Origin of the sequence: uncultured Campylobacter sp., from assembly GCF_937973075.1 — a bacterium.
Taxonomy (GTDB): Bacteria; Campylobacterota; Campylobacteria; order Campylobacterales; family Campylobacteraceae; genus Campylobacter_B.
This window is the reverse complement of the sequence record NZ_CALBWL010000055.1, coordinates 1-22,694: the sequence shown is the minus strand read 5'-3', so window position 1 is coordinate 22,694 and position 22,694 is coordinate 1. Positions and strand designations below refer to the sequence as shown.

Below are 22,694 nucleotides of genomic sequence, written 5' to 3'. Positions count from 1 at the left end.
TGATGATACTATCCGTTACTCGGACGGGGAAAGTAGGTCGCTGCAGGCTTTGTTAAAATTACATAACTTTCCATACAATTTTCAATTTAAATTCTATTCCGGTGTCTTTGGCTTATCGCTTTTTTAGCCAATAAATATTGCTTGATAAATTTAAAATTCTATAGCCTTCTTAGAATTTTAGAACCTTCCGCAAATACAAATTTTAAATCTAGCCCTCCAATCAATACAAAATCTCAAAACTCTGCATTAAATTTAACTTATATTGAGTGAAAAATGATACGGATTGAAATTTTTCTATAATACTTGCTTGTTCGTATTGTTTTTCCATGCTATCCTGTTGCGTTTGCTTTTTAACTTCTATGGCGCGATCTTTATTTCTAACCTATACGAGCCTCATTTATGATTTATACGTTTATTCGTTTTTAATACATTGCCGCGTTTTTATATCTAAATTATAAAGCCGCCGGCAACTTATAAGGCTTTCGAATGATTTAAACTAGATGCCAAATAAAGCTTGGCAAGCATTGTTAATTAATATAATGAAATGTCCCATAAGCGGATAAAACCCTATTAAAAATCAAGCCCAGAAAAGCATGCCACACAAAAGCAAGCTTATTGATGCGGCTAAATTTTATGAAGATTGCTCGTTTAGCTTTGCACGTAAAGTATCCGTGCTTTTCACAGCACCAGTATCCCGTCGCCATATGCGTATAGTCTCGCACGTAAAAAGTCTCCGTGCGCGGTAAGGTAGGACTAAATTTCATAAATATCGCCGCTTAGCCTTTTGCATGATTTAAATCCAAATCCCGTTTCAATGCTTGCGGTATTAAATTTAATATATCTAGCTTTATCCTTTTCGGTCTCCAAAGAGGAACAAAAAGGCGCTGTTAAATTTAATCTATCTAGCTTTATCGCCTATCCGCTTTTTAAGACCAAGCTAAAATTTAACGTATTTATTTAATAAAAGAGATTGGAGAACAGATAAAATTTCAATATATCTCTTAAATTTATCTCCCTTTAAGCCCGCTGCAAATATAATCCTTACCGTATTGTAAGGTAGCGTAATAGCTATATGGGCGGTATATCCATTCTAAAGCATAGATATGGGATAGGTATACAAAAGCCTCAATGCTAATAGACGTTTTATTTGGCAATACAGATATCTTAACCTAAAAGGACTTTTAATGAAAAACCTATTTAAATCCGCACTATTTCTATCGCTTCCTGCATTTATGCTAGCAGCAGTAAATTTAAACACTGCAAGTAAAGAGGAGCTTATGGCGCTTCCGGGCATCGGAGAAGCAAAAGCTCAGGCTATTATAGATTACCGCAAGGATAATAAATTTAAAGATATCGAGGATATCAAAAACATCAAAGGCATAGGCGATAAGAGATTTGAGCTTATTAAAGATGATCTTGCCGTAAGCGGACAAACAGATATAAGTGATCTAAAATCCGTAAAGCAAAAAGCAAGTAAAAAAGCTAAAGATACCGCCAAATCCTCTAAAGCTAAAGCAAACGCTAAATCAAAAAAGATGCAAGAGAAAATGGATGATAACATGGATAAAGCTATGAATGAGGATGGTAAAGTAAAAAGCTCTACGGCTAAGATCAAAGACGAAGCTAAAGAAGAGGGATCATCTAAGGCTAAAGGTAAGAGGGGCAAGAAGGGTAAGGGAGAGTAAATTCTTTAGCCTTAGCTTAAATTTACTAAATTTATAAGTCTAGCGCTTGCGACAAATGCATGATCTACGTAGCAAGCGTATAGATTTAGGCGGAGCTATGGAAGTGTGCAAGATTTCAATTCGCATCTTGCGTAATTAGCTTGTGATCGACTATACTGTAGATTTAGAAGTTTACAGTTTGATTTAAACTTGCGGATGCGATTTTATTTTATGGTACGGTGAGCCGATATTTTTTGGAATTTTAAGGTGGGAATTCCTGATTTCTCATAAATTTTAATCTCACTACTTTTAAGCAGAACTAAAATTACCCCAAAGACCGCCGAGCTACAGCAAGGTATCGGCAAATCGATTACCGGCACGTTTCAGGCAATGCCTAGAAATTGTGTAGGCTAAAGTCAAGCCATAAGAAATCATAGCGGTTTAGGGCGGCAATTTTGCAGAAACCGGCAGTAGGTTTATCTTACGACAAAGCGTATAGCGTAGCGGCTAAAAAGACCACAAGAGATAGATTTAAAGCAAATTTTACCCTATTTAAACGCTAGCATCATCACTCCCGCGCCGATTAGTGCTAGCGCGAGCCATTCGCGAAGACTCGGGCGCTCGCCTAAAAAGATCACGGCGATGATTACAACGAGTACCACGCTTAGCTTATCGATCGGTGCTACTTGATAGGCTTTGCCGATTTGTAGGGCTTTGAAATACGCTAGCCATGATGCACCCGTCGCCAGCCCACTTAGTATCAAAAATACCCAGTTGCGAGGGGTTAGGCTCGATAGCGGCTGCCAGGCTTTAGCGTAGCGTAGGAATGCGGCGAGGCAAAAGGCGATGATGATCGTGCGAATAAAAGTTGCGAAGTGAGAGTTGATGCCTTCAAGCCCGATTTTTGCAAATATCGCAGTCAGCGCCGCAAAGAGTGCTGATGCGCGCTAACCCAGCAAAAGAAGTTAGAGCTCCATCACGATCACGTTTGATTTAGACGATATTGCTAAATCTCGCTCGCGATTACTGCTAAATTCTACCCCGCATATATAGAAAAATCGCCAAAAGCGCATTCTCGCTTCGCCTAGCGCTAAGAGAGATCTGTTTAAATTCCACTTCGATGCTCCTCAAAAACAAATGCCAGCGACGCAAGCGCATCCATCGTCGTTTAAATTCCGCTCCGATGCCTTTCAAAAAAGCAAACTTTAAGCCCAAACCTACTACTCTAAAAGTTCAAATTTTACCAATGAAGGATACTGAATGAAAAATTTCATATTTTCTGCACTTTTGGCTCTTGGCATCGCAGGCTGCGCCGTAAACACCGCTCCGACGCCTGCAGGCAACTTACGCTCGCTCAAATCCGAGATCGTAAACTACACTCGCCAAAGCTCCACAGCTTACGTCTATACGTTCAAAGACCTATCCAGCGGCGAGCTCTACACCGCTCGCGCAAGCAGATATTATGCGGCTGCGGGAGATACTGCCTACATAAGTACCGCTTCAGGCGCTATCACTGATATGCGAATCATCTCGCGCAAAGCGGGTTCCGTTGCTCCGCGCGCTTATGATATCGGTAAAATCGAGACCAAACAAATGCATAAAAACGACGCTATTGCTGTACCGGAGAGCGAAAATATTAGCTTTTAATCCCACGCGATTTTTAGCCGCTGTGCCTTTGAAGGTAAGTGCGCCTGCTTTTAATTTGAGATAAACGTTTTTGTGTTTGCTCTCTACTCTTATGAAGGCAATAGTTTCTGTACTTAATCATGGCGGGCTGGCGCGATTTGCTTGCGCTTTAAAGTCCGCTGATTCTTTATGCGATTGCCTGCATAAATTTTATATTTTATAAGTTGTGGAATTTTGTATTTCACGAAATTCTGCGCTGCACATCTTACTTATATGGCTAGGTTAGCATTTCCTATTCGCTTGCTTTCACGCTTAAAATTCCTTGCTGCATAGTGCCATTTTGTCCGTAAATTTTATATTTATAGAAATACAGCCACGCTAAAATTTTAATTCGTGCAATTCTTATAAATTTTCTTTCTCGCGGTTTTTTGCGTACTGCTCGTTTTTAGTGCAGTATTCCCCGCTGATAAGATGTCGCGTAGATATTTTTAAAACCCACGCTTTGCAAATTTTGTGTCTTGAAATTTCATTCATAAAATTTTGTATCGTAAAATTTTATCAAATTTTTCCCGCAAGAAAGAGGTGTTGCCGTCTGTTTACCGCAGCCTGATATAATCCCCACATCGAAATTAGAACTCCTTTCAATAATCGGCGAGGCCTGTGTGGGTCTCGCTTTTTTTATGCCCGTTAAATTTGGATTTTCGGTAAATGCTCGGTAACAATTTGGTAAAATTTTAGTATTTTTCAGCCTATTTTAAGCATATAATTTGTCATTTTGTGCTACTATTGCGCTTACAAACTTTTAAAGGAGTTCAAAATGAAACTAGTTAAACTTAGTTTAGCGGCAGCAGTCGCTGCAGGTGCTCTTGCTATGAGTGCAAGTGCTGTTCCGTTAGAGGAAGCTATCAAGGACGTGGATCTAAACGGATACGCTCGTATGCGATATACCCACGATCACCTTAAAAATGAAACAAATAGCAATAAGGGCGTTTGGGAATTTAAATCCGAAGTAGATTTCAAAGCTAAAATCGATGATAACTTCTTTGGTGTAGTGGGCGTTAGGTTCTTAGATAGAGATAATGGCGAGTCACTTTCTTCTTCAAATAGCCAATATCACGGTGCACAAAATCCAAGCGACAAAGATTCTGATTTCGATATCGCTAAAGCTTATTTAGGATACACTATCGGCGGTACCACTATTGCAGTCGGTCGCCAGGGCATAGGTTCGTTCTTTACCGATGATATGTATGGAGACGGTGTTAAAATTACTAGCACTGATATCGAGGGCTTGACAATTAGCGGCTTTTGGATGGATTCTTTAGAGAATGATGGAGATATTTCAAGCCTTGATTGGGGCGCAGCGGTAGATAATAAACTAACTACTGATCATAATCTATACGGTATAGGATTTATGGGCTCATACGATCCGGTATCTTTCCAGCTATGGTATAATGCTCTAGAGGACGTAGCACAGCTTTTCGCCGCAGAGTTAGCTCTAAACTTTGATATCTCTGATGATTTCAATCTCGGTGTAAAAGGTCAGTACGCATTCTCTGATTTTGACGGCGATTATAAAGATGCAGGTGCTAGTGATGCAGACTTCTGGGCGGCAGAGGCTAATGCTGGTTTCTTTGGCGTTGATTTAGCTGCAGGTTATTTAAAATTTGAACCTGATGATAAAGATAAAGTTTCTTTTGTATCTTTTGAAGATCAAGGCTCTTTCATTAGCCCGGGTGAAGAGTTGTTAGACTATAGAAACTTTAGTGGCGAAAATCACTACTGGTATGTAGTAGCAGGCTATACTATCCCTGATACTGGTATCAGAATCGGTGCCGATTACCTAGATGGTAAAGCAGATGGTGATAATGCATATGAGGTAGTAGGTAGAATTTCTTATAAATATAATGAAAAACTAAGCTTTAAAACTTGGTATTCTCACTATAAGATTGACGATGCTGCTGGCGGTCTTGATGAGAAAAAAGATCGCATCAGATTTGAGGCTAAATACAGCTTCTAATTATTTACCTTATACAGGTAAAATTAGGGCGAAGCTTTTGCTTCGCCCTTTTTAAATTCTAAATCAAGGTTTTCTATGAAAATTTTTAAAATTTCTTTTTTAGCATGTTTTTTTGCCTTTAGTTTAAATGCCGCGGATAAAGCAAGTGATGACACGTATGTATTCGAAGCCAAAGGTGAGTTTGCCAAAGAGCTAAAATCCCTGATCGAAAAGCATTCTAAAGATGAAAATGTAACCGTAAATATCTACAAAAATACCTCCAATGCCAAAGGCAACATTATAGGCGGTGGCACAAAAATAAATCGTAACATCAACTATATCAAGGAAAAAGGTAAGGTAATCTACGATGCTAACTGTGCTTCTTGCCACGGCTCAGAAGGACAGAAACGCGCCTATGGCAGCTCTCGTAAGCTAAAAGATCTAAGCGCGAAGGAGATTGCAATCGCGATCTCAAGCTACACCTCTGACGGGCAATATGGCAAAAAGATGAAGTATATTATGCAGCCTATCGCTGCCAAAACCACCGCTGAAGAAGTTGGCTATATCATCGGCTATCTAAAAGGCGACGATGAGTTCTTATATGATAGACCATCTCGTGCTAGCGGCAACACTGAAATTTCGACTGCTCCGAGTGAGCAGGGCTCGTATTTAAAATAAGGGGTATGCGATGAAAGTTGCTGTAGTTTTAGCTAACGGATTTGAGGAGCTCGAGGCGATAAGCATCATTGATATTTTAAGACGCGCGGATATTGATGCTCCAGCCGTGGGGTTAGAGAAAAAATGCGTTCGCGGTACGCACGGCATCGAGCTTGTGGCGGATGAAATTTTGGATGATATTAAGGTGTCTGAATTTTCTATGATCGTTTTGCCAGGGGGTTTGCCCGGTGCGGAGAATTTAGCCAAAAGCGAGAAGCTTGGTAAGATTCTACGTGACTTTGATGCAAATAATACAAAAATTGGCGCAATATGTGCTGCTCCGTGGGCGCTAGCTACCGCAGGTGTGCTAAAAAGCTCTTACACTTGCTATCCAGGCTTTGAAAATCAGATCGCTCACCCAGGCTATACAAATGCGGCGAATGTCGTAAAAGATCAAAATATAATGACTTCGAAGGGCCCTGCTACTGCGATGGAATTCGCGCTGCAAATCGTCCGCGAGCTAAAAGGCGAGCAGGTTTATTCCAAGCTAAAATCCGATTTGCTTTTTAAATAAAATTTCAAGTGAAGACCGATTCTAGCGCGCCTTATTTTGCCATTTGTAAAACGGGGCGTGCTGATTTTGCTGCGCCTGAGAATTACAAATTTTATCTTGCCCTACACGTATAAAATAGCCACAATATTTATTCTGAGTATCCGTAAACGACGAATGGAATTATCACAACCCAAATTCTAAATCGAAAAACGCAAAAGACCTTGTGCGTGACAGATGAAATTTTATTGGAGCTAGTTGCTATTAAAACCAAATATTAACATCACGACGGCGTGGAGCGCGAGTATGAAGGGATATATTCTAGGCGTGGGCTCTCAAGCAGAGATCCCCGAGCTGAATAAATTTCAGTGCGGCACCTTCGCGATGCACTCGCTAGCAGAAGCTAAACAGATCGCGCAAAACGTGCTAAATAAAGGAATCTGCGTGATTAAAAACGACGAGATCGCACTGGATCTAAATTTGATCAAATAGCGACGTCGATGTATCAAGAGGCAAAACGGCGCAGTTTTTGAAGGTTTCGTCGGTAAATCACAGACCTATCTGGAAGCATATAAGCTTGTAGCGCGCGACGAAAGCGTTATGTGGAATTCCTAAAAAGGATAAAATTTAGCGCTTCTTTAAAATATCGTCGTTTAAAAATGCCGCGCTGCTTTGTATCGTTTTGATAACGCGGTCTTTAGAATTTTGCATTTTGTCGGATGTGGGTCTGTGTGCGATCAAATTTACGCGCCCTATTTTCGCCGTGAAGTAAAAGATCCCCAGTATCGTCGCGTTTAGAAATACTCCAAAATATATCCGTTCTAATCCCCATATCCCTATGCTGGCGGCATGAATAGGCACAAAAATTATCACGATTAAGACCGGATAATAATCCGAAATTTTATTTTTGGCAAGGATTACGGTCGTAACGATGGCGTATGCGATGAGTGTAAAAGGAGAGATAAGCAAGAGTGCAAAAAGCGCGTTTATGCGTTGATAATCTTCGTGCCCGATTAAGACGCAAAAACTACAAAATGCGAGCGTTATGAGAAAAAATAAAGGTAAAATCCACCGCGTTTTCACGTCGCGCCCTTTAAGTAGCGATAAAAAGAGCAGATGAGAACCCAGCGCAATACAATAATAATCAAATATAACCGATGAGCTTAGAAACGTGAGCGGTATGGCAAGCAGCGTACCCGGTCCGTCAAAATATACCCCACTAAACATGAGCCACGTGATAAAGAGTATAAAAGCATATTTAAGACCCGCATAAATGGCGCAAACACAGATACTAGCAAGGATAAATCGTATAAATTTGCTCATTTGCCTTTTCCCTAAATTTAAGTGATTATAGCAAACTGCGAAAAACAAACGACGCAAAATTTTAAATTTAGCCGTGCGCTCGCCGAATCCACTGCCGATCGCGAGCTCGCGCGCTAGAAGCACGCCCAATGTCTTCGCATTATTTCATCCGCGCCCGCGCCGCAAGATAAAATTCATAAATTCTAAATTCGTTTTGCGTTATCATTGCGCTAAATTTAAAATTTTACGCAAAAGGGATCATATGAAAAACACGGCATTCATCACGGGCGCTACGAGCGGCTTTGGCGAGGCGATCGCTAGGGCGCTTAGCGCGCAAGGCTATAAGATCATAGCACTAGGGCGCCGCAAGGAGCGGCTACAAAAGCTAGCGAGCGAGCTAGGCAATACGCACATTATCGCCGCGGATATTCGCGATAAAGCTGCGGTGTTTGATGCCGTAAGCGCGCTGCCTGAAAATTTCAAAGACGTCGAGGTACTTGTAAATAATGCAGGGCTCGCGCTCGGGCTTGAGGGGATCGCGCAGACGCCCGTAGAGGATTTGGAGACGATGGTCGATACGAATATCAAAGGCGTGCTGTATTCGACCAAGGCGGTGCTGCCGTTAATGATCGCGCGCAAAAGTGGCTATATCTTCAATCTTGGCTCGACTGCGGGCGCGTGGCCCTATCCGGGCAGTCACGTTTACGGCGCGAGCAAGGCGTTTATCAAGCAGTTTAGCCGCAATATCCGCAACGACCTGCGCGGCACCGGCATTCGCGTGACGGAGATCGCTCCTGGAATCTGCAAGAGCGAGTTTAGCCAGGTGCGCTTTAAAGGCGACGTAGCGCGCGCTGCGGCCGTGTATGAGGGGGTCGATGCGATCCTACCCGAGGACATCGCGCAGATCATGCTAAGCTGCCTAGCGATGCCCCGTCGCGTAAATATCAACGTGATTGAGGCGATGGCGACGCAGCAGAGCTGGGCTGGGCTTTTTATCGAGAAGCATTAAATTTTAAGGCGAGAAAATGAAAAAAATTCTATTACTAATGTTTTTATCGGTTGCCGCGTTTGCGGTGGATGACGCGACCAGGCAACATAATGCCGAGCTTTTCGGCATCTGGACGCTGGTGCCGCCCGTCGTGGCGATCGCGCTTGCCTTTATCACCAAAGAGGTGATCCTGTCGCTTTTCATCGGCGTTTTTAGCGGCACCTATATGCTTGCAGTCGTCGGCAACAATCCGATCTCCGCGCTTGTGGGCAGCTTTACCGATCTGGTCTCGCGCGTGGTGGGCTCTATGGCTAGCAAAGGCAACGCGGGCGTGCTTTTGCAGGTACTTTGTATCGGCGGCGTGGTAGCGCTGATTAGCAGGACGGGCGGCACGAAAGCCGTGGCGCTTTGGATTAGTAAGCGCGCTAAAACGGGTATCTCAGCGCAAATTTCAACATGGGTTATGGGTCTTTTCGTATTTTTCGACGACTACGCAAATGCACTGATCGTAGGTCCCGTCATGAGGCCGATCACCGATAAATTTAGAGTCAGCCGCGAAAAGCTCGCCTTCATCATCGACGCTACCGCCGCGCCGATTGCCGGTATCGCGCTAATTTCTACCTGGGTAGGGCTCGAAGTCTCTCTGATAAGAGCGGGATATGATCAGATCGGCGTGCAAAACGTAAACGCCTTCTCGATCTTCGTACAAACCATGCCGTATCGCTTCTACAACCTTTTTATGCTCGCTTTCGTAGTTTACGTGGCGTTCATGCGCAGGGATTTCGGACCTATGCTCTCTGCCGAAAGGCGCGCGGCAAGCGGCGAAATCCACTCTAAAAATTCTAACATCGCCGAGCTCGAAGATAAAACGCTAGAGCCTAAAGAAGGCGTCAAGCCGCAAGCTTCAAACGCCGTTATCCCGCTTATAGTGCTAATCTGCGGTGCGTTTGCGAGCTTTTATTTTAGCGGGCTAAGCAAGCTTGAGGGCGATGCCCTCGCGGCCGCAAAAGCCGCTCCGCTAAGCTTTGCGACGCTTCAGGCGACGTTCGGCAACGCAAACTCGTCGGTCGCGCTTTTTCAAGCGGCGCTTCTTGCTACGGTCGCGTCTATATTTATGAGCGTTTACCGCAAAATTTTTGACGTCAGAGAGGCGATCTCTACGTGGATCAAGGGGTGGAAGACGATGATCGTCACGATCGTGATCTTGCTGCTTGCCTGGTCGCTCAGCTCCGTCATTAAGGAGCTCGGCACGTCGCGCTATCTAGTCGATATGCTAAGTCAAAATACGCCGAAATTTTTGCTTCCGGTAGCGATTTTCGTGCTGGGCTCGTTCATTAGCTTTTCGACGGGCACGAGTTACGGCACGATGGGAATTTTAATGCCGCTAGCCATACCTTTGGCAAACGCCGTGGGGTTACACTACGGGCTTTCGGGCGATACGCTTCACGCCTATATGATCGTAAATATCTCGGGCGTGCTTACGGGCGCCATTTTCGGCGATCATTGCTCGCCGATTTCGGATACCACGATCCTTTCGTCGATGGGCGCGGGCTGCGATCATATCGAGCACGTAAAGACACAGATGCCTTACGCTCTATCCGTCGGCGCGGTCGCCGTGGTGGCGGGTTATCTGCCCGTAGCGCTAGGGCTTAGCGTCTGGATTGCGCTGCCGATGGGGCTTGCCGTTACGTGGGCTCTGGTGCGATTCGCAGGTAAAAAGGTAGAGGAGTAGCTCCCGCAAATTTTAAATTTGCTTTTAAATTTTGAATTCCGCAGCAATGCGGAATTCTGCTGGGCGAAATTCTCATCTGCCTCGCGAAATTTCACTCCGCAAAATTTCGTCGCGCTATTAAAATTTTAAAACGAAATTTCAAAAAGCGCGAGCAAATTTTAAAAGCAGAATTTTAACGAGCCGCGTTAAAACGGCGCGTGCGCCCGCAATTTAAAATTTTTAAAGTAAACGGGTAGTAAAATACCGATAAATTTCAAACAAGGAGAATGAAATGAAAAATCCTAAGATGTTCCTCTGGGGGGGTGTTAGCTGCTTTATTAGTAGGCTGCGGTGACGATACCGAGGTAAAGACCAAGGAATATTACGACGCGCATCTGGACGAAGCCAAAGAGGTTTTGGCAAAGTGCGATTTCAATACCCTTAAAGATGGAAGCAACTCATATAAAAATTGCGTGAACGCGAAAGAATCGGTCAATGACATAAAAGTTATGACGGTAGAATACTATGAAAAGCATATAGAGGAAGCTAAAGAAGTAGAAAAGAATTGTGATTGGGATAAGATAGAAGAAGGAAGCAAAATGCACAAAAATTGTGAAAATGCAAGTAAGGGGTTAGAAGAATATAGATTTAATGAGCGTAAAAAATATTTTACTGGAGGGCATAAGTAAAAAAACCATAGACTTGTGATAAACACGTTAATTTTATATTAAAATTATTCTTACGCCTTATGCTTAAGTTCATTTTAATTTACTCTGCGCCTTAGGTGCAGGGTAAATTTGCCCTCCACGGCGCTGAATTTTGCGGTATAAATCTCGCCTACGAAATGATACGGCGCAAAATCTTGCTTTACAGATTTTAGAATTTCGAATTTTAAAATTCCAAAGCCTGCGAGCTTTTGACTACCGCGGAAAAGACTTGGAGCTTTGCGGCGCCTTGAAATTTAATCATTTTAAAATTTACGCCGCGTGGCTAGTCTAAATTTCACTCAGTGGCGGTTTGCGCGGCGTGCTAAATTTAACCTCGCGCGCACTTTATCCGCACCCTAGTCTAAATTAAAATTTCAAATTTAATGCGATAATTTTTGCGGCGTGAGGCAACTCCCCATATAAGCGATCTTGGCTCGCGCTATGAAATTTAAAGAAGTAGTGGCAACGGCGGGCGCTTGGCTTGCGCTATGCGGTTTCAAGGCAGACGGCAGCGTTTGTGTGTTAAATTTTAAATTTATGTGCCGGACAGCGGAAGGCAGCATTTGCCCCGTAAAATTTTAACTTTCGCGCGCCGGGTAGTAGCGAGACACCATTGCTCGCACGCCGTTGCGAAGCCGCTTCTAAATCATCAAGCCGAGTTAAATTTTAGCGCGCTGAGATTTTAGCCTATGTGACGCGATTTACGAAACGGCGAAATTTTGAGTCTGCGCTGCGATTTATAGCGTATCAAAATTTTAACTTGCGCAGAGCGATCCACCACGTATCTAAATTTTAAGTCGCGTGGTGCGATCCGCGATGCGATAAAATTTTAACCCACGCTGCGGCTCACGGGCGCGTAGCCTAGTCGATTGCTCGCATCGCATCGAGCCGCTTTAAAAATATCTCCACCTTGCGTAGCTGCGCCGCATTTAGCGCCCTGCCCGAGTAAAAATACTCTACGCTGTTGCCGTTTGGATAATTCACTCGCGAAATACCCGCCTCTTCGCTTCGCGGCTCAAATTCCAAGGACAAATCCGCGCCGTCTCTAGAATAAAGCTTAAGCTGCGAATTCGTATCTACGGCGCGTGGCGACATGCGGCATTTGTCTTCGTCGCACTGCTCTACGCCGTGCGCATCGCCTGCCAGCCTGCCGTCGCGCTCGCTGGCATCAAGTTCGCCCGTTTGCGAATTTGCGTTAAATTTTATATCGCCGTCTGCGTCAAATTTATCCGCACAAACCTGCGATTTTACGTCGCGCAAAGTATCCATGCCGAAGCCGCGCTCATCCGCGTTAGAAAACTCATCATACCCCACTGCGCCGTTTTTTCTGGCGCCGCACGACACTGCACGAAGTCTGCTCATACCTTGCTCTATCATATCGGGCTTGCTCTCGCCGCTCGCGTTAAATTTAGCCGTTTGTACCGACGAATCCTCGACGCTAGCAAGCTTTAGCCCTCCGCCTAGCTCGCTTGCGAGGCGGTTGAGCGTGCCGTCGATACCGTCGATGATGCGCACGTGAGACGGCAAAATTTCGCGCAAAACGTCCTTGAAATAGTTAAAATGCGTGCAACCAAGCACGAGTGAACCGAGGCGCTCAAGCTCAAATTTAGCTAGCTCCTCCCGCAGATACGTCCGAACCGCAGGCGAGTCAAACTCCAAATCCTGCGCAAACTCCACGAGGCGGGGTAGCGGCAGGCTCCACGTCTCGCACTCCAGCCGCCCGACAAGGCGCGCTAGCTTTTCGCCCGCGATCGTTAGCGGCGTGGCGATGAGCAGCGTCGGTCGCGCGCCGAAGCTATCCGCGGCGAGCTTGACGGCGGGCTCCATGCCGATGACAGGCACGCTAAATGCGCCGCGAAGCTCTGAAATAGCCGCGCTTGTGGCGGTGTTGCAAGCAACGACGACTCCGTCCGCGCCGCGCGAGACCAGAAACCCTACCGCGTCAAGGCTTAGCTGCACGATCTGGGTCCTACTTTTCGTGCCGTAGGGAACGTGATCCTCGTCGGCAAAATACAAAAACTCCGCCCCACTAAACCGCCGCAGAGCCTCAGCCAGTACGCTCAGCCCGCCTATACCCGAGTCAAAAAACGCTATTTTCAAATCTTTATCCAAGGTTAAATTTTAAAAAAGGGATTATAGCTCAATTCAGGTAAAATTTAAATTTTGAGCGGGCTTGGTGGATCCGCGACCGTTAAATTCTCGCCGCCTCGTTAAAATTCGCGGCAAATTTAATCAATTTTTTAGGGGGGGGGGGGGGAAAAATTATTAAAATTTTACCCGGAAAGGATATTAAATGAAAAAATTGCTATTTGCGTTAGCGCTCGCCGCTTGCTTTGCGTTCGGCGCGCCTGATCTTGCGACTGCGGAAAAAGAGTGCGATGGCGGGAATATGAAGTCTTGCACTCAAGCGGGAGCATTACATATTATTAAGAACGACAATCCCGACAAAGGAGTTAAAATGCTTAAAGAAACTTGCGATAAAGGAGATACGTATAGTTGCTGGTTTTTGGGAAGCCAATATATAGGAAAAGGATTTTTAGAAAAAGATAAAGATATAGAAAAAGCAAAAATTTATTTTGAAAAAGCTTGCGACGGCGGATATTATATGGGCTGCATGAGTTTAGCCGTTGATATATATGGCACAGATGATATGGAAAAGGCGGCGATTTATTACAGAAAGAGTTGCGATTTAGGAAATTCTTTGGGTAGCGAAAATGCCTTGGGTAGCTTCGACTCTTGCTATAGATTTGCCATTTATAGTCAGCTTGCTATGAACGATACAAAAAAAGCGGCACAATATTATAAAAAAGCTTGCGATCTAGGCAAAGATGATCCGTCCGCCGGACTTTTCAATACTTGGCAAAAATCTTGCGATATGTATGAACTGCTAAAATAGCGCGCCGAGTTGCGGCTGGTATAATATGCGTCGGCTGCGGATTAAAATCCCGCCGCGTTTAAATTTGAATCGCGGCGGTAGGATCTAAGCTCAACGATAAAATTTTAAATTGATCGGGCGATATGCGGCAGAATTTAACGTAAATTTACACGGATCCTGCATAGATTTTGGCGTAAGCAAAGCGCTAAAATAAATAGGCAGGTTTGTTACAAGCAAAGACGTGCCAAAAGCATAGATTGGTACGCAGCAAAATTTTAAGTTAGAATTACGTAGCCTTATACGCTTCGCCTCTGCAAGGATCAAGTGAAAGTAGAATTGTGAGGTTGGAATTTACGCAGTCGCAAATATAAAGTTTCGCGTTAATTTTTTGATATGGAATTTAGAATTTTAAAATTCATAGAGCTTTGAATTTGGCGCCGAGCCTTGAAATATCGTAGCGATAGAATTTTAAAATTTGCCGCCGCATCGCTTTAAAAATCTTGCTTGAAAATTTTAATTACGCAGCGTAAAATTTTTCATTTCTGCTGCGCCGCTGCGATTTTGCAATAAAAATTTTTGCTTTTTTGCTCTGGTGCTGTGTTTTCGTCGTAGAATTTCGCGACTTTTTACGGCGCAGAATTTTTAGCGCGAAGTTCCTCATTATTTTTGCTTGTTAAAATTTAAGTGATAAATCCCACGACGTAAACGCACGGCATAAGGCTCTTATCGCTGGCGCCACTTTGAAGCGAAATGAGATAAATTCTACGTGGCGCAAAAGGCGTCCGATTAGGCTTTGCGGCGTCCTTGCATACTGCGCAAAAGCGCGATCTCCTCCGCCCAGAGGCTATCGTCGATCGTTTCTAAAATCAGCGGGATCTCGTCGATGTTCGGGTCGTTCATGATGTTTTCAAACGCCGCGAGCCCCAAAAATCCGCGTCCGAGGCTCTCGTGCCGATCCTTACGCACGCCAAGCTCGTTTTTCGTGTCGTTTAGGTGCATGCCGCTTAAAAATTTATAGCCGATCGCGTGGTCAAACTCGCTCATCGTGCGCTCATAGGCCTGCCGGCTGCGCAGATCGTATCCTGCGGCGAACGCGTGACAGGTATCGATGCAGACGCCGATGCGATCTTTGTTTGAAATTTTATCGATCACGTAAGCAAGCTGAGCAAAATCATAGCCGAGATTGGAGCCCTGCCCGGCGGTATTTTCGAGCACGAGCTTGACGCCTGCGGTGTTTGCGATAGCGAAATTTAGCGATCCTGCGATATTATCCAGGCACACTTGAGCTGAAATTTCATTTAGATGCGAGCCTGGATGAAAATTTAGCAGCCTAAGTCCGAGCGCCTCGCAGCGGCGGATCTCGCCCACGAAGGCGTTTAGGGATTTCTCGCGCTCCGCCTCGCGCGGATGGCCCAAGTTTATGAGGTAGCTGTCGTGCACCAAGACATGCTCCGCGCGGATGCCGCTTTGTTTCAGCGCGTCTTTAAATACGGCGATCTCCTCCGCGCTAAGCGGCGGCGCGTCCCATCTACGCTGATTTTTGACGAACATTGCAAACGCGTCCGCCCCGATCTTTGCGGCATTTAACGGCGCGTTGGAAACCCCGCCACTAGCACTCACGTGCGCTCCGATCCGCTTCATTTTACCTCCTAAATTTTATTTTACGCCGCGTGCGGCAAAATTTCATAAACCCGAGCTGCGCGGATTTTTCAAATTTAAATGCGCGCTTTTTCTTTCGCACATACGCGCTGCTTAGTAAATTTCGCCGCGAAGAGCCGGCGCAGAGCATCAATAAAACCGCGCCGTTTGCGCAGCTTAGGCGGCTACTCCGCCGAGTAATGGATTTTGACCGCTCGCGCCGTGTTTTGTGCAGCTGCTAGAGCGCATTATTCCCGCGCGCTCGCAAACGCCCGCTACGCGAGATTTTACTCGTTCGAGATTTGCTCGCGCCGCCCGCGGAATCGCATCTCACGTGCTACAAACATCGATCACGCAAAATTTTACTGCAGCTCGCGGATTTTAATCTTTACGCCGCGTTTTGCGTCGGCGAAGCTTATGGATCTTCCGCCGCCGTCCTTGTCACGGCAAACCTTATAATCGATAGAGCCATCTTGCAGGCTTTGCGTGAGGCAACGGCGCTCGCCCGCGTCGCTGCCGCCGAATATCGGTTTGCCGTCTAGGATTTGGCCAAGAAGCCCGCGGTAGTGCTCGGCGCCGAAGAATTTTTTATTGAAAACGAGCTCGTCGTCGCACGCGCCGTTCATACAAATTTTATCGCCTTTTAAAACTAGGCTCAGCACGCTGATGCCGCTTGCATAAATTTGAACCTCGGTTTGATTTTTAAATTTACGCATAAAGCCCGCGTCGCTGGTGCGAGTAAGCGGTGAAATGACGGTGAAATTTACAGCTTGCGTAGAAGCGGGCTTGAGCGCGGTGGTAGCGCAACCTGCAAGTAGAAGCGAAAGTGCAAGCGGCGCCAGAAAAGAGCATTTCATAAATAATCCTTAATTTAAGTTGGGTTTAAGTGCGTCTTGAGTAGAATACCGCCTTTAATCTTAATACCAGATTAAGTGGCCCCTTCGTCTAACGGTTAGGACATCGCCCTTTCACGGCGGTAAAACGAGTTCGAATCTCGTAGGGGTCGCCACTTCTAGTTTTAAAATTTTTTGACACAAATCTTAGCTTTTGTAAAATTCTGAAATTTTATCTAACTACTAAATTCTGAAATTATGCGCTTTTGCTGCTTCCTGCGCTATAAAATTCCAAGAAATTCTATCTGATAGTTTTAAAATTTAGCCCTGCCGAATTTATGTAATAGATTTTATACGAATATATGAAACTTAATGAAATAAAACTCGCAAATTTAGCTCTTTCTAAAAAAAATTCGCTAAATTTATCGAATGCAAAATTTTAAAGAATACGTAAATGAAATTCTAAAAAATCATCCTGGCGAGCGCGTCACGAGCTTTAGTTTCGAGGGCGAGAAATACTGGCTTAAGCAGCCGGAGTTGCGCATCCGCGGCGGATTGCTTACGAAAATATTCAAAGCTAATCCGAAAGCCGCTTTCGATTACGAAGCGCTAAAATGCGAGAGCCTGTACGCAGCCGGCGCGCCTGTGCCGCAGCTGGTGCTGCGAGACGAGAGCTTTTTCGTACTCAAAGACGGCGGCACGCCGGTGGACGAGGTGCTAAAAAGCTCGGATAAGGCATCTTGCGTGGCGCTCATTGAGGGCTACGCTGCGGCGTTAGCACAGCTGCATTCGCGCGGCTTCATACACGGCAGACCCGCACTGCGCGACGTCTTAGTAAAAAACGGCGAGATGAAATTTATAGATTTTGAAAATCGCGGCGAGCGCGGTAATCTGCAAAAAGCCAAAATGCGAGATTTTTTGCTGTTTGTCTATGATCTTTGTCGCGAAGGGCTGAACGAAGGCTTGGTGCGCGCAGGCATTTGCGCCTACGCCTCAAATGGCGGGCAGGACGTAGTGCAAAGTGCGTGGACTACGGTACTTGCGCTGCGTCCAATATATTTTATCGCCAGGCTCTTGCCGCAAAAATTTAAGGATCTAAACGCGCTCGTGCGCACGTTTGAGCTCTGCCTAAAAATAATTGAGAAAAACGATGGTCAAACAAAGTAAATTCGCTAAATTTAAGCTGGTTATTATACTCGCCTATATGTCGGCTCTGGCGCCCTTATCTACCGATATGTATCTGCCTGCGCTAGAAAAGGTAAAGGCAAGCTTTGCTACGAGCGAGTTTTACACTCAGCTATCGGTTGCAAGCTTTTTCATCGCATTTGCGCTAGGACAGCTCGTTTATGGGCCGCTAAGCGATAAATTCGGTCGTAAAAAGCCGTTATATGCGGGCATTTTGCTTTTTATATGTGCGTCGCTTGCCTGTGTGAGCTTTGATAGCGTTTATGCGTTTATATTTTTTAGATTTTTGCAAGCTTTGGGCGGGTGCGCGGGAGTGGTACTTGCGCGAGCCGTAATTAATGACAAATTCGAGCTGCACGAGGCTGCGGCGATGTTTGCGCTGATGATGGTAGTGGGCTCGCTAGCTCCGATGCTAGCACCAACTCTAGGCGGATTTGTGCTAGATTTTTTCTCGTGGCAAGCGATTTTTGCGATTTTGTTTGCGCTTGGAATTTTACTTTTTGCATTTATATTTTTCGGACTCGACGAGAGCGCGCAGATAGACGGGACTGCTACACTTAGCATAAAAGGCGTGCTTGGCGAATACGGCATAATCTTGCGAAATAAAGAATTTATGCGCTATACGCTAGGATTTGCAGTCGCAATGAGCGCGCTTTTTGCTTATATCACGGGCTCTAGCTTTATATTTTTGGGCTATTACGGGTTGGGCGAGCATGCCTTTGGTGTAATATTTGGCGTCAACGCTCTTGGAATGACCCTCGTTTCGGCACTAAATGCCAAACTCGTGCAAAATCGCGAACCCACAGCTTTATTAAATTTCGGCCTAATCGCAATGCTTGCGATGAGCCTGATTTTGCTAGCATGCTCTATGCTTGGCCTTCCTTTCATCTGCTTTGAGGCTTCGCTTTTCGTATTACTTTCGTCTCTTGGCTTTGTTGCGCCTAACGCCACGACGCTTGCGATGGCGCTGTATAAGGACGGCAACTCAGGCGCAGCTTCGGCGGTACTGGGGACTGCGCAGTTTGCCATCGCTGGGGCCATTTCGTTTATCGTAGGTGCAGTGGGAGCGAATAAGCCGTTTTTGCTCGCAAGTGTGATGGCGATTTGTGCTCTTTGCGCAAACGCCGTGTATTTTTTATTGCGAGAAAAGAATCAAAAATTTTAATTTTAATATTTTTTAAATTTATCGTTAAGGATTGATTGGCTAAAATTAGCTCTTGTTCTTTCAGTGTAAGAAAGACAATTCGGTAAAAAAGGAAACAAGCCAATGAGCGATATTATCGCGTATAAATTTAACGGTGAAATTTACGATACTCAAAGTATCGGCGAGCGCGCAAGCGAGGCGCAGCCGATATATTTCGATAACTCCGAGGACGCGCTTAAAATTTTGCGCCACTCCTGTGCGCATCTTTTGGCGCAGGCGGTGCGCGAGCTCTATCCGAGTGCTAAATTTTTCGTAGGACCGGCGATCGAAGATGGGTTTTACTATGATATGCGCGTTAGCAAAGATAACGGCGAGAAGCTCGGTGAAGAGGATTTAAAGGCGATCGAAAAAAAGATGCGCGCGCTTGCCGAGGCAAATTTAGAGATTAAAAAGATAGCCTCCACCAAAGAAGCGGTCGCCAAAAAATATGCAAACGACGATCTTAAGCAGGAGGTTTTAAAGCGCATCCCCGAAGGCCCCGTAAGCCTATACGTGCAGGGCGAGTTTGAGGATATCTGCCGCGGCCCGCACGTGCAAAATACGAAATTTTTGAAAAATTTCGCCCTTACGCGCATCGCAGGAGCGTATCTCGGCGGCGACGAGAAGCGCGAGATGCTAACTCGCATCTACGGCGTCGTATTTGCCGATAAAGATAGCCTTAAAAAGCACCTTACGATGCTAGAGGAAGCTAAGAAGCGCGATCATCGAAAGCTCGGAGCCGAGATGAAATTTTTCACTTTCGACGAGCAGATCGGCGCGGGACTTCCGATCTGGCTTCCTGCGGGCACGAGGATGCGCATAAAGCTCGAGGAGCGCCTTTATAGGCAGCTTCGCAAGCGAGGCTACGAGCCGGTGCGCGGTCCTGAAATTTTAAAATCCGACGCATGGAAGATCAGCGGGCATTACAGCAACTACAAAGAAAATATGTATTTTACGACGATCGAGGATCAAGAATACGGTATCAAGCCAATGAACTGCGTCGGTCACATCAAGGTTTATCAAAGCGAGATCCGCTCATATCGTGATCTGCCGCTTAAATTTTGCGAGTACGGCGTCGTGCACCGCCACGAAAAAAGCGGCGTCTTGCACGGACTTTTCCGCGTGCGCGAGTTTACGCAGGACGACGCGCATCTGTTTGTGATGCCGAGCCAGATCAAAGAAAACGTCTATGAAATTTTAGATTTCGTCGAGCTTCTGATGAAGGCTTTCGGATTTGAATACGAGCTTGAAATTTCGACCAAACCGCAAAAGGCGGTCGGCGACGACGAGGTTTGGGATATCGCTACGAAGGCCTTAAAAGACGCGCTTGACGAAAAGGGCTTAAAGTACGGCCTAGACGAGGGCGGCGGCGCTTTTTACGGACCTAAGATCGATATCAAAATCACCGACGCGCTCGATCGAAAATGGCAGTGCGGCACGGTGCAGGTCGATTTTAACCTGCCTGCGCGCTTCGAGCTTGGCTACATCGACGAAAATAATGAAAAAAAACAGCCCGTGATGCTGCATCGCGCGATTTTGGGAAGCTTCGAGCGCTTCGTGGGGATTTTGCTCGAGCACACCGCGGGCGAGCTTCCGTTTTGGATCTGTCCTACGCAGGTATCGATCGTGCCGATCGGCGAGGCGCACGCAAGCTATGCGAAAGAAATTTTAAATTTGCTACGCGAAGCAGACATTGACGGTGAAATTTTAGATAAAAACGAGACGCTAAATAAACGAATCAGAACGGCTGAAAAGCAGAAGGTGCCGCTCATCATCGTCCTAGGCGATAATGAAGTTTCGGCTCGCAGCGTGGCCTTGCGCGATCGCAGGGCGCGCGAACAGCGAAATTTAGGGCTGGATGAGTTTTTAAATTTCGTAAAAGCTAAATTAAACGAGGTGAATTTTTGAGCAGAGGCAAAGAGGTTTTTCTAAACGAGGACATTCCGGCTGGCGAAGTCAGGTGCATAGGCGACAACGGCGAGGTTTACGGCATAATTTCAAAGGCGCAGGCGCTGCAAATCGCCGAGCGAGAGGGTGTGGATCTGGTTTTGATAGCGCCCGATGCAAAGCCGCCCGTTTGCAAGGTCATGAACTACAGCAAATTTCGCTATCAGCAGGAAAAAAAGCTCAAAGAGGCGAAAAAAAAGCAAAAAATCATCGAGGTCAAAGAGATCAAGCTGTCCGCCAAAATCGCTCAAAACGACATTAATTACAAAGTAAAACACGCGAAAGAATTCCTCAGTAGCGGCAAACACGTCAAACTTCGCGTATTTTTAAAAGGGCGCGAGATGTCAAGCCCGGAAATCGGCGTAAATTTGCTCAATAAAATTTGGGACGAATTTTTCGCAGAAGTTGCTGATCGCGATAAAGCGCCTGCGCTGGAGGGTCGCTACGTAAATATGCTGATCACGCCGAAAAAGGCGTAACGTAAATTTAGCTATGCTATAAAAATCGCAGCGATAAAATAGTGGAATTTTAAAATTCCACTATTTTAAGTTTGCTCCTGGTTAAAGAATATTACATTAGAAATAAAAGGTGAGGGAGTTTAAAATTTATCTAATCATTATTCTTATCTAAGTTTTATTTTGATAAAATCAAAAACAAATAAATTCTCTCTACGACGACTTGCTATGAAGGAAGTAAACAAAGGAAATGAATATATGAAGGTTTTAATTTTAGCTGGCGGCTTTGGCACTAGGCTTGCCGAAGAAACTAGCATCAGACCTAAGCCAATGGTAGAGATCGGTGGTAGACCGATATTATGGCATATTATGAAAATTTACAGCTACTATGGATTTAATGAATTTGTGATACTTCTTGGCTATAAAGGTTATTATATAAAAGAGTATTTCGCAAACTACTTCTTGCATAGAAGTGATGTAACGATTGATATAAAAAGTAATAATATGAAAATTCATAAAACATTAAGCGAAGATTGGAAGGTTACTCTGATTGACACTGGGCTAGATACAATGACTGGCGGTAGGATAAAGCGAGCTCAGGAATATGTAGGAGATGAGAGTTTCATGCTTACTTACGGCGATGGTGTTAGTGATGTGAATATAGACGAGTTAGTAAAATTTCATAAATTACATGGCAAGGCTGCCACTATGACTGCAGTTCAGCCAGAAGGTAGATTTGGCGCTTTAGATATTAATAATTCGAGTTTAATTACATCGTTTTTTGAAAAACCCAAGGGTGACGGAAACTGGATAAACGCAGGTTTTTTCGTATGCGAGCCTAAGGTTTTTGATTATATTACTGATGGTGATGCTACGGTATTCGAGCAAGCTCCGCTTTCAAATTTGGCTAAAGACGGCGAGCTTTGTGCTTTCAAGCACTGTGGTTTCTGGAAGCCGATGGATGCCTTGCGTGATAAGCAAGTATTAGAAAAACTATGGGATAGCGGTAGCGCTCCATGGAAAAAGTGGTAGCGGATGAACAACGCAATAACGACACAAGAAATGCAAAATTTATACTCCGGAATTTATAAGGGCAAAACCGTTTTGCTTACCGGACATACCGGCTTTAAGGGCTCGTGGCTTAGTCTGTGGCTGGAGCGCATGGGTGCGAAAGTGATAGGGTATTCGCTTCCGGCGCCTACAGAGCCAAATCATATAGGACTTTTAAATTTAAATATCATCCAGGTAATCGCCGACATACGAGATCTTGCCAAATTAAACGAAGTCTTTGCGGCTTATAAACCCGACATTGTATTTCACTTTGCCGCTCAGGCGCTCGTACGTCCATCTTATGCCGATCCGATAACAACCTACGAA

General features: G+C 45.1%; 19 protein-coding genes, 1 tRNA gene and 2 pseudogenes. 17 read left to right on the top strand and 5 right to left on the bottom strand.

What is annotated here, in order from left to right; translation table 11 throughout:
- Positions 1-1,184 precede the first annotated feature (1,184 nt).
- Positions 1,185-1,424: pseudogene (locus Q0274_RS07295) on the top strand (ComEA family DNA-binding protein); the annotation flags it as partial.
- Positions 1,425-2,212: 788 nt separating this feature from the next.
- Here Q0274_RS07295 and Q0274_RS07290 read toward each other — a convergent pair.
- Positions 2,213-2,608, bottom strand: a pseudogene (locus Q0274_RS07290) (EamA family transporter); the annotation flags it as partial.
- 316 nt (positions 2,609-2,924) lie between these two features.
- Between Q0274_RS07290 and Q0274_RS07285 the strand changes: the two are divergent.
- The 5 genes from Q0274_RS07285 (at position 2,925) to Q0274_RS07265 (ending at position 6,985) form a co-directional block, all read left to right on the top strand.
- Positions 2,925-3,311 carry a hypothetical protein gene (locus Q0274_RS07285; RefSeq protein ID WP_298028557.1) on the top strand — a complete coding sequence of 129 codons (387 nt, stop codon included), beginning with the start codon at positions 2,925-2,927 and terminating at the stop codon, positions 3,309-3,311.
- Between the two features lie 796 nt (positions 3,312-4,107).
- Entirely contained in the window at positions 4,108-5,307 is a 1,200-nt protein-coding gene (locus tag Q0274_RS07280; protein ID WP_005871017.1) for an OprD family outer membrane porin, read from the top strand.
- Between the two features lie 75 nt (positions 5,308-5,382).
- A complete protein-coding gene (locus Q0274_RS07275) occupies positions 5,383-5,964 on the top strand; it encodes a cytochrome c (RefSeq protein WP_298028555.1) in 582 nt (193 codons plus the stop codon).
- A 10-nt stretch (positions 5,965-5,974) separates the two neighbouring features.
- A complete protein-coding gene (locus Q0274_RS07270) occupies positions 5,975-6,517 on the top strand; it encodes a DJ-1 family glyoxalase III (RefSeq protein ID WP_298028554.1) in 543 nt (180 codons plus the stop codon).
- Positions 6,518-6,751: 234 nt separating this feature from the next.
- A complete protein-coding gene (locus tag Q0274_RS07265; RefSeq protein ID WP_298028551.1) occupies positions 6,752-6,985 on the top strand; it encodes an S-ribosylhomocysteine lyase in 234 nt (77 codons plus the stop codon).
- A gap of 135 nt (positions 6,986-7,120) precedes the next feature.
- On the opposite strand, the gene Q0274_RS07260 is transcribed toward Q0274_RS07265, so the two are convergent.
- A complete protein-coding gene (locus Q0274_RS07260; RefSeq protein ID WP_298028550.1) occupies positions 7,121-7,816 on the bottom strand; it encodes a hypothetical protein in 696 nt (231 codons plus the stop codon).
- Between the two features lie 241 nt (positions 7,817-8,057).
- Here Q0274_RS07260 and Q0274_RS07255 point away from each other — a divergent pair, with 241 nt between their 5' ends.
- The 3 genes from Q0274_RS07255 to Q0274_RS07245 all read left to right on the top strand — a co-directional run bounded on the left by Q0274_RS07255 (position 8,058) and on the right by Q0274_RS07245 (position 11,183).
- On the top strand, positions 8,058-8,804 hold the full coding sequence (locus tag Q0274_RS07255; protein WP_298028548.1) for an SDR family NAD(P)-dependent oxidoreductase: 747 nt from the start codon (positions 8,058-8,060) through the stop codon (positions 8,802-8,804).
- Positions 8,805-8,820: 16 nt separating this feature from the next.
- Positions 8,821-10,515, top strand: a complete 1,695-nt coding sequence (locus Q0274_RS07250) for a Na+/H+ antiporter NhaC family protein (RefSeq protein ID WP_298028547.1) — start codon at positions 8,821-8,823, stop codon at positions 10,513-10,515.
- A 302-nt stretch (positions 10,516-10,817) separates the two neighbouring features.
- Positions 10,818-11,183 (top strand): EexN family lipoprotein, encoded by a 366-nt coding sequence (locus Q0274_RS07245; RefSeq protein ID WP_298028545.1) that lies wholly within the window; start codon positions 10,818-10,820, stop codon positions 11,181-11,183.
- 879 nt (positions 11,184-12,062) lie between these two features.
- On the opposite strand, the gene murI is transcribed toward Q0274_RS07245, so the two are convergent.
- Entirely contained in the window at positions 12,063-13,301 is a 1,239-nt protein-coding gene (gene murI / locus Q0274_RS07240) for a glutamate racemase (protein WP_298028544.1), read from the bottom strand.
- Between the two features lie 193 nt (positions 13,302-13,494).
- Between murI and Q0274_RS07235 the strand changes: the two genes are divergently transcribed.
- Positions 13,495-14,097, top strand: a complete 603-nt coding sequence (locus tag Q0274_RS07235) for a hypothetical protein (RefSeq protein WP_298028542.1) — start codon at positions 13,495-13,497, stop codon at positions 14,095-14,097.
- Between the two features lie 765 nt (positions 14,098-14,862).
- On the opposite strand, the gene nfo is transcribed toward Q0274_RS07235, so the two are convergent.
- Both nfo and Q0274_RS07225 read right to left on the bottom strand, forming a co-directional pair.
- Positions 14,863-15,717, bottom strand: a complete 855-nt coding sequence (nfo, locus tag Q0274_RS07230) for a deoxyribonuclease IV (RefSeq protein ID WP_298028541.1) — start codon at positions 15,715-15,717, stop codon at positions 14,863-14,865.
- A gap of 359 nt (positions 15,718-16,076) precedes the next feature.
- Positions 16,077-16,571 carry a hypothetical protein gene (locus Q0274_RS07225; RefSeq protein WP_298028539.1) on the bottom strand — a complete coding sequence of 165 codons (495 nt, stop codon included), beginning with the start codon at positions 16,569-16,571 and terminating at the stop codon, positions 16,077-16,079.
- 77 nt (positions 16,572-16,648) lie between these two features.
- Between Q0274_RS07225 and Q0274_RS07220 the strand changes: the two genes are divergently transcribed.
- The 7 genes from Q0274_RS07220 to Q0274_RS07190 all read left to right on the top strand — a co-directional run.
- A tRNA-Glu gene (locus Q0274_RS07220) sits at positions 16,649-16,723 on the top strand.
- Positions 16,724-16,976: 253 nt separating this feature from the next.
- Positions 16,977-17,714: a spore coat protein gene (locus tag Q0274_RS07215; protein WP_298028538.1), complete on the top strand. Its 738-nt coding sequence runs from the start codon at positions 16,977-16,979 to the stop codon at positions 17,712-17,714.
- Positions 17,698-18,897 (top strand): multidrug effflux MFS transporter, encoded by a 1,200-nt coding sequence (locus Q0274_RS07210; protein WP_298028536.1) that lies wholly within the window; start codon positions 17,698-17,700, stop codon positions 18,895-18,897. The genes Q0274_RS07215 and Q0274_RS07210 overlap by 17 nt, the downstream gene beginning before the upstream one ends.
- 102 nt (positions 18,898-18,999) lie before the next feature.
- Positions 19,000-20,823 (top strand): threonine--tRNA ligase, encoded by a 1,824-nt coding sequence (gene thrS, locus Q0274_RS07205; RefSeq protein ID WP_298028534.1) that lies wholly within the window; start codon positions 19,000-19,002, stop codon positions 20,821-20,823.
- Positions 20,820-21,341 (top strand): translation initiation factor IF-3, encoded by a 522-nt coding sequence (gene infC / locus Q0274_RS07200; protein ID WP_298028533.1) that lies wholly within the window; start codon positions 20,820-20,822, stop codon positions 21,339-21,341. The genes thrS and infC overlap by 4 nt, the downstream gene beginning before the upstream one ends.
- Positions 21,342-21,575: 234 nt before the next feature.
- Complete coding sequence (gene rfbF, locus Q0274_RS07195) at positions 21,576-22,349, top strand: glucose-1-phosphate cytidylyltransferase (protein ID WP_298028559.1); 774 nt, start codon at positions 21,576-21,578, stop codon at positions 22,347-22,349.
- A gap of 3 nt (positions 22,350-22,352) precedes the next feature.
- On the top strand, positions 22,353-22,694 hold a 342-nt coding region (locus tag Q0274_RS07190), incomplete at its 3' end, for a GDP-mannose 4,6-dehydratase (RefSeq protein WP_298028531.1).

Excerpts from the sequence above, each read along its gene's own strand:
- Q0274_RS07285 (WP_298028557.1), top strand. The coding sequence starts at position 2,925 with ATGAAAAATTTCATATTTTCTGCACTTTTGGCTCTTGGCATCGCAGGC.
- Q0274_RS07280 (WP_005871017.1), top strand. The coding sequence starts at position 4,108 with ATGAAACTAGTTAAACTTAGTTTAGCGGCAGCAGTCGCTGCAGGTGCT.
- Q0274_RS07275 (WP_298028555.1), top strand. The coding sequence starts at position 5,383 with ATGAAAATTTTTAAAATTTCTTTTTTAGCATGTTTTTTTGCCTTTAGT.
- Q0274_RS07270 (WP_298028554.1), top strand. The coding sequence starts at position 5,975 with ATGAAAGTTGCTGTAGTTTTAGCTAACGGATTTGAGGAGCTCGAGGCG.
- Q0274_RS07260 (WP_298028550.1), bottom strand. The coding sequence starts at position 7,816 with ATGAGCAAATTTATACGATTTATCCTTGCTAGTATCTGTGTTTGCGCC.
- Q0274_RS07255 (WP_298028548.1), top strand. The coding sequence starts at position 8,058 with ATGAAAAACACGGCATTCATCACGGGCGCTACGAGCGGCTTTGGCGAG.
- Q0274_RS07250 (WP_298028547.1), top strand. The coding sequence starts at position 8,821 with ATGAAAAAAATTCTATTACTAATGTTTTTATCGGTTGCCGCGTTTGCG.
- Q0274_RS07235 (WP_298028542.1), top strand. The coding sequence starts at position 13,495 with ATGAAAAAATTGCTATTTGCGTTAGCGCTCGCCGCTTGCTTTGCGTTC.
- nfo (WP_298028541.1), bottom strand. The coding sequence starts at position 15,717 with ATGAAGCGGATCGGAGCGCACGTGAGTGCTAGTGGCGGGGTTTCCAAC.
- Q0274_RS07225 (WP_298028539.1), bottom strand. The coding sequence starts at position 16,571 with ATGAAATGCTCTTTTCTGGCGCCGCTTGCACTTTCGCTTCTACTTGCA.
- Q0274_RS07215 (WP_298028538.1), top strand. The coding sequence starts at position 16,977 with ATGCAAAATTTTAAAGAATACGTAAATGAAATTCTAAAAAATCATCCT.
- Q0274_RS07210 (WP_298028536.1), top strand. The coding sequence starts at position 17,698 with ATGGTCAAACAAAGTAAATTCGCTAAATTTAAGCTGGTTATTATACTC.
- thrS (WP_298028534.1), top strand. The coding sequence starts at position 19,000 with ATGAGCGATATTATCGCGTATAAATTTAACGGTGAAATTTACGATACT.
- rfbF (WP_298028559.1), top strand. The coding sequence starts at position 21,576 with ATGAAGGTTTTAATTTTAGCTGGCGGCTTTGGCACTAGGCTTGCCGAA.